Origin of the sequence: Collimonas sp., assembly GCF_039923675.1 — a bacterium.
Taxonomy (GTDB): Bacteria; Pseudomonadota; Gammaproteobacteria; order Burkholderiales; family Burkholderiaceae_D; genus Collimonas.
In genome coordinates this window covers 75572-85234 of sequence record NZ_JBDTCG010000004.1, presented here as the reverse complement: position 1 = coordinate 85234, position 9663 = coordinate 75572, and the positions used below count along the sequence as shown (strand labels likewise).

The 9663-nt window shown below is 59.2% G+C and carries 13 protein-coding genes; all 13 read left to right on the top strand.

From position 1 onward, the window contains the following. Positions 1–415 precede the first annotated feature (415 nt). The 13 genes from ABI171_RS00785 to ABI171_RS00725 all read left to right on the top strand — a co-directional run bounded on the left by ABI171_RS00785 (position 416) and on the right by ABI171_RS00725 (position 9653). Entirely contained in the window at positions 416–784 is a 369-nt protein-coding gene (locus tag ABI171_RS00785) for a putative holin (RefSeq protein ID WP_348090721.1), read from the top strand. After that, positions 784–1512, top strand: a complete 729-nt coding sequence (locus ABI171_RS00780; RefSeq protein ID WP_348090720.1) for a transglycosylase SLT domain-containing protein — start codon at positions 784–786, stop codon at positions 1510–1512. The genes ABI171_RS00785 and ABI171_RS00780 overlap by 1 nt, the downstream gene beginning before the upstream one ends. Next, complete coding sequence (locus tag ABI171_RS00775; RefSeq protein ID WP_348090719.1) at positions 1509–1931, top strand: hypothetical protein; 423 nt, start codon at positions 1509–1511, stop codon at positions 1929–1931. Before ABI171_RS00780 ends, ABI171_RS00775 begins: the two co-directional genes overlap by 4 nt. A 99-nt stretch (positions 1932–2030) precedes the next feature. Further along, positions 2031–2261, top strand: a complete 231-nt coding sequence (locus ABI171_RS00770; protein WP_348090718.1) for a TraR/DksA C4-type zinc finger protein — start codon at positions 2031–2033, stop codon at positions 2259–2261. Continuing rightward, a complete protein-coding gene (locus ABI171_RS00765) occupies positions 2258–2557 on the top strand; it encodes a DUF2730 family protein (protein ID WP_348090717.1) in 300 nt (99 codons plus the stop codon). The genes ABI171_RS00770 and ABI171_RS00765 overlap by 4 nt, the downstream gene beginning before the upstream one ends. An 8-nt stretch (positions 2558–2565) precedes the next feature. Beyond that, a complete protein-coding gene (locus ABI171_RS00760; RefSeq protein WP_348090716.1) occupies positions 2566–2865 on the top strand; it encodes an ArsR family transcriptional regulator in 300 nt (99 codons plus the stop codon). A 1-nt stretch (position 2866) separates the two neighbouring features. Beyond that, positions 2867–3415 carry a phage protein Gp27 family protein gene (locus ABI171_RS00755; protein WP_348090715.1) on the top strand — a complete coding sequence of 183 codons (549 nt, stop codon included), beginning with the start codon at positions 2867–2869 and terminating at the stop codon, positions 3413–3415. Next, positions 3415–4740 carry a terminase family protein gene (locus ABI171_RS00750; RefSeq protein WP_348090714.1) on the top strand — a complete coding sequence of 442 codons (1326 nt, stop codon included), beginning with the start codon at positions 3415–3417 and terminating at the stop codon, positions 4738–4740. Before ABI171_RS00755 ends, ABI171_RS00750 begins: the two co-directional genes overlap by 1 nt. Next, positions 4737–6296 carry a DUF935 family protein gene (locus ABI171_RS00745; RefSeq protein ID WP_348090713.1) on the top strand — a complete coding sequence of 520 codons (1560 nt, stop codon included), beginning with the start codon at positions 4737–4739 and terminating at the stop codon, positions 6294–6296. Before ABI171_RS00750 ends, ABI171_RS00745 begins: the two co-directional genes overlap by 4 nt. After that, positions 6286–7449, top strand: coding sequence for a phage minor head protein (locus ABI171_RS00740; RefSeq protein WP_348090712.1), 1164 nt, complete (start codon positions 6286–6288; stop codon positions 7447–7449). Before ABI171_RS00745 ends, ABI171_RS00740 begins: the two co-directional genes overlap by 11 nt. After that, entirely contained in the window at positions 7446–7931 is a 486-nt protein-coding gene (locus tag ABI171_RS00735) for a phage virion morphogenesis protein (RefSeq protein WP_348090711.1), read from the top strand. Before ABI171_RS00740 ends, ABI171_RS00735 begins: the two co-directional genes overlap by 4 nt. A gap of 282 nt (positions 7932–8213) precedes the next feature. After that, positions 8214–9263 carry a peptidase gene (locus ABI171_RS00730; protein WP_348090710.1) on the top strand — a complete coding sequence of 350 codons (1050 nt, stop codon included), beginning with the start codon at positions 8214–8216 and terminating at the stop codon, positions 9261–9263. 9 nt (positions 9264–9272) lie between these two features. After that, positions 9273–9653, top strand: coding sequence for a head decoration protein (locus ABI171_RS00725; RefSeq protein ID WP_348090709.1), 381 nt, complete (start codon positions 9273–9275; stop codon positions 9651–9653). Positions 9654–9663 lie beyond the last annotated feature (10 nt).

Genomic DNA, 9663 nt, shown 5'->3' with positions numbered 1-9663 from the left:
GCAAGAAGTGGACGATGCCGATACGGGACTGGAAAGCGGCGCTGAATCGCTTCGCCATCCAGTTTGAAGACCGGGTGCCGCAGGCTTAAACGAAAACCCGTTTACACAGAATCCAGTACACCCCCGCTACGAGGCACTCAGTTAAACGTCTGGCTGTTTTCTATACGACCGCCTTATTCGTGCACGGAAGGCTATTTCGTTGAACGGCCTCTTTTGATAAAGCCACATGTCTCTTCAGGGGTGAGAACGGAAATTCACAACCTGAGACGCCCTGGCAGATAAAATCCTAATTTATACACCTTAGTTATCTGATGGCGTTCATCGTACAACTATTTAAACGCGTTTAAATTACACGACGCACCTGAATCGGGATGATGGGAACACCTACCCACCATCATCCGATTCAGGAGCGTCCATGTCCCGCCTTACCGATTCCATCCCGTTATTCCGTCGCCTGCCTCGCGGCATCACCTGGTTCGCCATTGCACTGACGCTCCTGGTCGTCATCGTGCTGGTGTCACCGGCACAAATCCCTATCGTTCTGTACAAGCTAGCGCTGATCTCATTGTCGGCCAGCGTCGGCTATTGGATCGATCGCGCACTGTTTCCATATAGCCGGCCTGATAGCTATCTCCAGCGTGACTGGCGCTATGGGACGGACGAACCAGAAAACGATGTCGATTTCCCTATCGTCGGACCTTACCATCGCGTGTTTGCCGCTTCGCTGATCCGGCGCGCTATCGTCGTGGCGGCGGTGGTGATCGGTGTGGCGCTGGGGCTGTAATGGGCACAGCGCAAATCACCCTGGTCGTGCTGTGTGCGATCGGCATCGGCGCGCATGCCTGCCGGCATGGCGCTCAATACCAGGCGAAGATTAGCCTTTGGGTCCGCCTGCTGCAGGTCGGTGGGTTGCTGGGGCTGTTGTTCTGGGGCGGCTTTTTCTCAACGCCATGCCACGCCCAGGTGCCTGCTGCCGCAGTCAAGTATCGCGCCGATCTGGTCCGCAATGCCCGCGTGGTATGGGGACTAGATGCGCCGGTGGCCAGTTTCGCCGCACAGATTCATCAGGAATCTGGCTGGCGCCCGGGAGCAGTGTCCGGCGTCGGTGCCCAGGGCTTGACGCAGTTTATGCCGGCGACCAGTGCCTGGATCGCCAGCGTCTACCCACAATCGCTAGGTAATGCGCAGCCATTCAATCCGGCCTGGGCGATGCGCGCCCTGGTGCAGTACGACCGCTGGCTGTATGACCGACTCCGAGCCGCCGACGCTTGCGAGCGTCTTGCCTTTGCCTTGTCTGCCTATAACGGCGGCCTGGGCTGGGTCAACCGCGATAAACAGTTGGCATCAAGTAAAGGGCTTGATCCGCTAGCTTGGTTCGGATCTGTCGAGCTGGTCAATGCCGGCCGCTCGACCGCCAACTGGCATCAAAACCGTGCCTACCCACAACGCATCCTCAAACGCATCGAACCGCAATATGTCGCCGCCCATTGGGGACCGGGAGCTTGCACATGATTACGATCAGAGCGCTAGTCATTGTGATCCTTGCCGCCGTTCTCGTTGCGTTGGCCGGCAGCGGCGGCAGCTATCTGTACGGTCATAGCCGTGGTGTGGATGACTCACTTGCCCGGGCTAATGCCGACACCGTGCAAAACCTGACCGAGATCATTGAATCGCACCAGGTGCTGATCGGCGAAGCTAACGCCGCCAGCAAGGCGATGCGCGAGGCGCTTGATGCCCGTGCGGCACAAGACAGCAACACCACCAGGGAGTTAAAAAATGTCCTCGCTAAAACGGCTACTCGTCGCGTCGATTGTCATTTTGATGATGACGTCATGCGCATCCTCACCGCCGCCCGTGAACGCGCAGCTGCAGCTGCTGCCGGCGGAGTACGCCAGGGAGAGTCCGGCGCCGGTGGAACCGGCAAGCAATAGCGCCGACGACGTAGCACTCGCCCTGAAGGGCATGTACGACCTGTACGGCATGTGTGCCGGACGCATCATTGACATAGTGGATTGGATCACGAGACAAAAATGACGGACCCATTGGACATTGCCAGCGAAAGGGAGCAGCTGCTGCGCGATATCGCGTTAGAACAGCAGCGACGCAGCGCTGGCCTCACAGGCATGACTGTCGAAGATTCAGCCAGTGTGTGCGAGAACGACGATTGCGGCGCCGCCATACCCCAGCTGCGTCGCGCAGCCATGCCCGGTTGTCGCTTCTGCATCGATTGCCAGCAACGGCGCGAATTGGAGAAACGATGAGCGATGATTTTAAATTCTATGTCGGGCTCGGCCAATGGGTGTTTATGGCGGCAATCGGCTTTTATGCCTGGCTGTCGAATCGCCAGGCGGCAACGGCAGATGACGTTGCAAACCTCGCCACGCGGGTCACGAAGGTGGAAGAGCAGCTGCGCCATCTGCCGGACCTGGCGATGGTCAACGAGTTGGCCGGCGACATGAAGGCGGTGAAATCCGAGTTGACCGCTATCAAGGAATCCATCGTCCCTTTAGCCCGCAGCATGGATCGCATCAATGATTACCTACTCAACCGCAAGTGAGCGAACCCATGACAACAGAAAGTTTTGCAGAATATTTACGCCACGACATCCGTCTGGTGATCCTGCGCGTGCTGGTCGAGCTGCCGGCGTACCGTGCCAACAGCAGCGTGCTGACGATGGCGCTGGAGCGGTTTGGCCACACGGCGACCCGTGACCAGGTCAAGACTGAGCTGCGCTGGCTGGAAGAGCAAGGATTGCTGTCGGTCGAGGATATCGGCGCCGTGCTGGTGGCGACATTGACCGAACGCGGCTCGGATGCAGCGCGTGGTCGCGCCAGAGTGCCAGGTGTTGCCCGGCCGGGAGCCTGATATGGGCGGCAAATCCAACATTACCCGACTCGAACCGGAAGTCCGGAAGTATCTGGAAAAGCTCCTGCGTGAAAATCGTCTGACCTTGGATGAGATGGTCAGCGACGTGCGCGCCAAATTCCCTGACCAGGACGCCCCCAGCCGGTCCAGTCTGCACCGCTATCGCAGCGGCTTCGACGAGATGGTCTGCCGCATGCGCGAGATCGAAACGGCGGCCGGCGCCCTGGTCGACGAGCTGGGCGACGGTGTCGGCGACAAGGCCGGCGCGCTCTTGGCGCAGGCGGTCACCACCCTGGCCACCAATGCGGCTCTGAATGCCCATGACGATGACAAGATCACCATCAAGGAGGTGGGCGAGCTGGCCCGCGCAGCGCGTGCTGCCATGCAGGCCCGCACCATGAGTATTAAGGAACGCGAGACCATTGAAGGCGCGGCACGTGCCAAGCTGCTCCGGGAGCAGGAAGCGAAGCTGGACACAATGGGCAAGACCGGCGCGCTGGCCCCGGACACCTTGAAACGTATCCGTGCCGAAATCTACGGGATTGTCTGATGAGCATTATCACGCCCGCTGTCCCGCTCTACGGTTATCAAAAAAAATGGCTGCAGGACGATAGCCGTTTCAAGATCGGCATGTTCGCCCGTCAGACGGGTAAAACGTTTACGACAACACTGGAATTGGTGGATAGCTGCTTTGAAGCCGAAGCCAGCGGCGGTCGTGAACGCTGGGTCATCCTGTCGCGTGGCGAACGGCAAGCCAAGGAAGCGATCGAGGAAGGCGTCAAGAAGCATTGTCAGGCATACAGCATCGGCATCAAGGAAATCGAGGGGGAATTCAAATCAGAGAGCGGCGAGCGCTACACCATGCTCGACGTGCTGTTGCCTGGCGGTTCGCGCATCACGGCGCTGCCGGCCAATCCCGACACTGCCCGTGGCTTCGCCGCCAATGTGTTCTTAGATGAGTTCGCCTTCCACGCCGACAGCCGCAAGATCTGGACCGCTTTGTTTCCGGTGATCTCGAACGGTTTCAAATTGCGCGTCACCTCAACGCCAAACGGTAAAGGCAACAAGTTTTACGAATTGATGACGGACAAGAAGCTGGAAGGCATCTGGTCGCGGCATATTGTCGATATCCACAAGGCGGTCGCCGGCGGCCTGCCGCGTGACATCGACGCCATGCACCTGGCATTGAACGATGAGGATGCATGGGATCAGGAGTTTCTACTTAAATGGCTCGATGAAGCCAGCGCCTGGCTGTCATATGACCTGATTGACGGCGTCGAGCATGACCGCGCCGGATTGCCCGAGCACTACACTGGCGGGCCATGCTTTGTTGGCGTCGACATTGGTCTACGCAAGGACTTATTCGTGGTCTGGGTGCTGGAGCTGGTCGGCGATGTCTATTGGACCCGCGAGATCATTACCAGAAAGCGCGCCAAGTTCGCCGAGCAGGATGCCGTTCTGGAGGACGTGTTCCGTCGCTATCGTGTATTGCGACTATGCATGGACCAGACCGGCATGGGCGAGAAGCCGGTGGAGGATGCCCAGGCACGCTATGGCGCCAGCCGCGTTGAAGGTGTGCTTTTTACCGGTCAGAACAAGCTGACACTTGCCACCCGTGGCAAGGAGATGTTTGAGGATCGGCTGCTGCGCATTCCACTTGGCGACCGGGATTTGCGTGCGGATTTGCACAAATTGCAAAAAATAGCTGGTCCAACTGGCGCGCCGCGCTTCGTGGCCGAATCCGATGCTGATGGCCACGCCGACCGTACCTGGGCCGGCTTTCTGGCGATCAATGCCAGCGATGGCCCATCTGGCCCGGTCAAGGTCTATTCCAGGGCGAGACGTACAACACAACAAGGGAGCCGCTGGCTATGAAACACACACCAAGAGGGCTATATCTGGCCGATGGCACATTCACCAAATTTGCCGAGACCGCCGACGTTAGCACGCTGCTGAGCGGCCAGATTGCCACACGCGCTACCGCTTCCGGCGTCACCAGCGTCGGCATGCTGCTGCCCAATCCCGACCCGGTCTTGCGCAAGATCGGCAAGAGCATCCAGGTGTATCGGGATCTGCGCGCCGATGGCCATGTCGGTGGCTGCATCCGCCGGCGCAAAGCCGCCGTCAAGTCCCTGCAATGGGGCTTTGACCGAGATAAGGCCAGCAGCAAGATCGCAGCCAATATTGAATCGATTTTCAAGGATCTCGATATGGAACGCATCATCGGCGAAATGCACGATGCCGCGTTCTACGGCTACCAGCCGCTGGAGATTGTCTGGGGGACGGTTGGCGGTTACATTGTGCCCACTGACGTCGTCGGCAAGCCCGCCGAGTGGTTCGCCTACGACGACGAGAATCAACCGCGGTTCCGCTCCAAGAACATCCCGTTCCCTGGTGAAGTGCTGCCGCCCATGAAATTCCTGATTCCGCGCCAGGATGCCAGTTACGACAATCCCTACGGCCAGCCCGACCTGTCCCGCTGTTTCTGGCCGACCAAGTTTAAACAGGGCGGCATGGACTTCTGGTTCAAGTTCGTTGAGAAATACGGCACGCCCTGGGTAATCGGCAAATCGCCACGGTCGACCGATGACGGCGAGAATGAACGTCTGCTCGATATGCTGGAGCAGATGGTGCAGGACGCCGTCGCTGTAATTCCTGACGACGCCTCGGTGGAAATCATTGAAGCGGCCGGCAAGGCGGCGTCTGGCGATATCCATGAGAAATTCCTCACCCACATGCGGGCCGAGGTGTCGATTGCCTTGTTGGGCCAGAACCAGACCACCGAAGCTAATACCACCAATGCCAGCGCCAAGTCCGGTCTGGAGGTCACGGGCGAGATCCGTGACGAGGATAAAAAACTCATTGCCGCCTCCGTCAACGAATTGGTCGGCTGGATCTGCGATCTGAATTTCAATGGCGAACGTCCCAAGTATGAGATGTGGGAAGAGGAATCGGTCGACGTCACCTTGGCCGAACGCGACAATAAGCTCGCAGCGTCTGGTGCGCGCTTTACCAATGAATATTACCAACGTGCCTACAATTTGCAGGCTACGGATCTGGCGCCGCCGGCGCCGCCTCCGATCGGCGGTGCTGCCGGTAATGCGCCCAGCCAGGTGCCGACGTTTCCGAGCGGAACACCTGGCCTGTCGTTTTCTGAACCAGGATCTGCGGTCAGCGCCGGTTCGGTGGCGCCGGACTATGCCATCCAGAATACCGACAAGCTGGCCCAGCTGGCGCAGCCGATCGTCGACGACTGGATTTCACGTATTCGCGTCTTGCTCGACCAGGCGCCCGATCTATCGGCTTTCCAGGATGCCGTCCTGGCGGAATTCGACCATCTACCCGACGCCCAGCTGGCGCAGGTAATGGGCGATGCTTTCACAGCGGCCAACCTCGCCGGCCGGGCGGAAGTGGCGAACAATGGCAAATAGCGCATCGATCAGACCACTGCGTGGCGCCACCCGGCTGCCGTTCGCCCAGCAGAGTAATTATTTTCGTAACAAACTGGCGCTGCCCAGCGATCGCTACGACACCATCGTCGGCGCCGAACACGATCACGGTTTTATCGTTGCCGGCGCCACGAAAGCCGACCTGGTCAACGATTTCAAAAATGTCATCCAGCAGACAATCGACGATGGCCAGAGCATCGGCTGGTTCCGCGACCAGTTCGACCAGATTGTCGCCAAACATGGCTGGACCGGCTGGAAGGGGCAAGATACCCCGGCCGGGGTCGCCTGGCGCACCAAAATGATCTACACCACCAATTTGCGCACCAGCCACGCTGCCGCACGGTATGCGCAGATGACGGACCCGGATGTGCTGAAGAGCCGTCCCTATTGGCGTTGGGTACATCGGTCAGAGCGATTCCCACGGCCACAGCACGTTGCCTGGCATGGCATGGTGCTGCGGGCGAATGATCCCTGGTTCCTTGAACACTATCCGCCTTGCGAGTGGGGGTGTAACTGCATGATTGAGGCGATCAACGAGCGGGAACTGAAACGCCTGGGTAAATCCGGCCCGGATGCCGTGCCGCCGGATGAGCGCTACGACTACACGGTGCCTGTGACTGGCGAGGTTGTCAGTCTGCCGGTCGGCGTCGGCTACGGCTGGAACCATACGGCCGGCCGCTCGGCTGCGGAAATGGCACTGGAGGTTCAGCTGCAGAAACTGGAAGACATCGACGCGGCCATTGCCCGCGCCAATATCGGCAGGTTGCGCGATGCCCCTGTGTTCGACCATTTCCTGTCCGGCCAGCTCAAGGGCGATTTCCCTGTTGCCGTTGTCGGTAGCGCGGGAAAGGCCGCAGCGGAGCGGCCGCCATTGGCGCTGTTATCGCAGCAGTCACTGACCGCGCAGCTGGCGGTCAATCCCGATACCAAACTGCAGGACTATCGCCTGGTGCAGCAGATCCTGGATCAAGGGCAAGTTGCCCAGCATGGGAACCAGCGTGTAGTGATTGCCACCATCGACGACGTCAAGTACCGAGCCATCCTGAACCCGGCTACGGATGGCTCAAAGAATTTCATGCTGACCTTGTTGCGGGAGCGTGCAACGCCGCCAGCTATTTCCGCGAGGGTGAAATGAGCGACAAAATCATTGAGGTCGAGTACGAGAGCCAGGAGGTTGACGCTGCCATTGCCGGCTTGCTGCACGCGGTCGGCGATTTGACACCGTTTTACAAGGACGCCGGCGAACACCTGGTCAATACCACGAAGCGCCGGTTTGAAACCAGTACGGCGCCTGATGGCACACCCTGGGCGCCGAACAGCGCCGTTACCCTGGCGCGCAAGAAGGGAACGAAACCGCTGATTGGTGAGACCCGCGAGCTGTCAACCGCGATCCACTACGTGATCGACGCCGACGGCTTGATGGTCGGCAGTAATAAAATTTATGCAGCGGCTCAGCAGTTCGGCATGGTGCGCGGCTACGCCGGCCAGAACAAGCGAAATGCGCCGATTCCCTGGGGCGATATCCCGGCACGCGAATACCTTGGTTTGTCGGATGCGGATGAGGTGGAGATACTGGCACTGGCCGTGGATCATCTCAAAAATGCAATGGAAGGTTAAAACGGCCTGCAAGCGTTTTATTCACCTCCATTGCGCCCGATGTACCCGCCTGCGTCCGATAGGGGCTTACCGGCTTTTACGAAGCCTTTACATCGCAACCCGGTAATCTGGTGACCCTGCGGTTTCTCGATAATCGGCTGATCTGCACTATTCGCGCTGATTGAATATTGACCCACCTGCTGATCGAGATGTGACCCAAGGCTCTGCTGCTGGCGCCACACCCGGTAAATCTTTAGACGACATTAAAAGACTTGGCCCCGTGCTGCCGTCAGCATGGAGGCCATGAACTCACTCCACATTTTTCGCGCCGGTACCCACATCGACGCCGCCAGCGGCAAGCCGGTCACATTGACAGCTGCCGATATCGCAGCTTCCGCTGCGGCCTACGATCCCGTCAAGCACGAAGCGCCTATCGTAATCGGCCATCCCGACGACACCGCACCAGCTTACGGCTGGGCGAAATCCCTCATCTCCAGTGGCGACAACCTGAATGCCGAACCGCAGCAGGTTAATCCTGCCTTCGCCGAATTGTTCAATGCCGGCAGCTATAAAAAGATCAGTTCCAGCTTCTACGCTCCCGACGCTGCCAACAATCCGGTTCCGGGCGTTTGGTACCTGCGCCACATCGGCGTCCTCGGTGCGGTGCCGCCGGCAGTGAAAGGCTTGCAACAGGCATCGTTCTCCGACAAGGCTGTCGGCGTGGTCGAGTTTGCCGATTGGTCGTTGGACACGCAAGCATCCTTGTGGCGCCGCATGCGGGATTTCCTGATCGGTGACAAGGGGCAGGAAGTAGCCGACCAGGTCATTCCCGACTATGCCATCAACGACTTGCGCGATGCGGCACGCCAGTCGTCCGAAGACGATCCGCAAAATTCCCTCATATCCCCCGCATTCAGTGAAACGGAGAACACAGTGACCACCTTAACCGCACTACAGCAAGCCGAGCTTCAGGCGGAAAACCAGCGTCTGGCCCGCGAGTTGGCAGAAAGCCGCGCCAGCGAAGCCAAGCGTGTGGCCGATGCCCGCAATACCGCCAACGTCGCTTTTGCCGAAGCGCAAATCGCCGCCGGCCGCCTGGCGCCCAAGAACAAGGATGCCGTTGTTGCCGTTCTCAATTTCTGCGAAGCGCCGGACGCCAAGGGCGGCGTGGTGTCGTTCGGCGAAGGCGATACCAAGCAACCGCTAGTGGAGGGATTCAAGGCATTCCTGACTGAACTGCCGAAAGTTGTCGAGTTCAAGGAAGTCGCCGGCAAAGGCAAAGTCGATCCAGCCATCAATACCAACGTCAACCCACTGGTCGCCGATGCTGAGCGCCGCATTCAACAATCGTAAGGAGCGAGCATGACCACGTATACCCAACGTAAAACCGAAACCGATCTGCTGATCGTCGAAGTAAAAGTCGGCTGGACCAAGGACCGCCGTGTGTTGGCGCAGTCGGCCACGCCGTATGTCTTCGGCGAAGTGCTGGCCGCCAATGCTGTCGGCTCCCTGGTGCAGCTGGCGCCGGCCGCAACCGATGGCACCCAAACTGCGGTCGCCATTTTGCTGGAAGACGTCAATGCCACGGCGGCTGATAAGCCCGGCACTGTCGTTGCCCGTGGCGCCGTGATCGATCCTGCCGAGCTGGTCTGGCCGGCCGGGATCACGGCGCCGCAAATAGCCGCCGCGCTGGCCGACCTGGACAAGCACATGATCATCACCCGTGCGGTCGGCATCCTCTAAGCGGTAATAC

Bases quoted from the DNA above. Each gene is read 5' to 3' on its own strand.
- ABI171_RS00740 (WP_348090712.1), top strand. From the start codon at position 6,286: ATGGCAAATAGCGCATCGATCAGACCACTGCGTGGCGCCACCCGGCTG.
- ABI171_RS00750 (WP_348090714.1), top strand. From the start codon at position 3,415: ATGAGCATTATCACGCCCGCTGTCCCGCTCTACGGTTATCAAAAAAAA.
- ABI171_RS00765 (WP_348090717.1), top strand. From the start codon at position 2,258: ATGAGCGATGATTTTAAATTCTATGTCGGGCTCGGCCAATGGGTGTTT.
- ABI171_RS00775 (WP_348090719.1), top strand. From the start codon at position 1,509: ATGATTACGATCAGAGCGCTAGTCATTGTGATCCTTGCCGCCGTTCTC.
- ABI171_RS00785 (WP_348090721.1), top strand. From the start codon at position 416: ATGTCCCGCCTTACCGATTCCATCCCGTTATTCCGTCGCCTGCCTCGC.
- ABI171_RS00780 (WP_348090720.1), top strand. From the start codon at position 784: ATGGGCACAGCGCAAATCACCCTGGTCGTGCTGTGTGCGATCGGCATC.
- ABI171_RS00730 (WP_348090710.1), top strand. From the start codon at position 8,214: ATGAACTCACTCCACATTTTTCGCGCCGGTACCCACATCGACGCCGCC.
- ABI171_RS00735 (WP_348090711.1), top strand. From the start codon at position 7,446: ATGAGCGACAAAATCATTGAGGTCGAGTACGAGAGCCAGGAGGTTGAC.
- ABI171_RS00770 (WP_348090718.1), top strand. From the start codon at position 2,031: ATGACGGACCCATTGGACATTGCCAGCGAAAGGGAGCAGCTGCTGCGC.
- ABI171_RS00725 (WP_348090709.1), top strand. From the start codon at position 9,273: ATGACCACGTATACCCAACGTAAAACCGAAACCGATCTGCTGATCGTC.
- ABI171_RS00755 (WP_348090715.1), top strand. From the start codon at position 2,867: ATGGGCGGCAAATCCAACATTACCCGACTCGAACCGGAAGTCCGGAAG.
- ABI171_RS00745 (WP_348090713.1), top strand. From the start codon at position 4,737: ATGAAACACACACCAAGAGGGCTATATCTGGCCGATGGCACATTCACC.
- ABI171_RS00760 (WP_348090716.1), top strand. From the start codon at position 2,566: ATGACAACAGAAAGTTTTGCAGAATATTTACGCCACGACATCCGTCTG.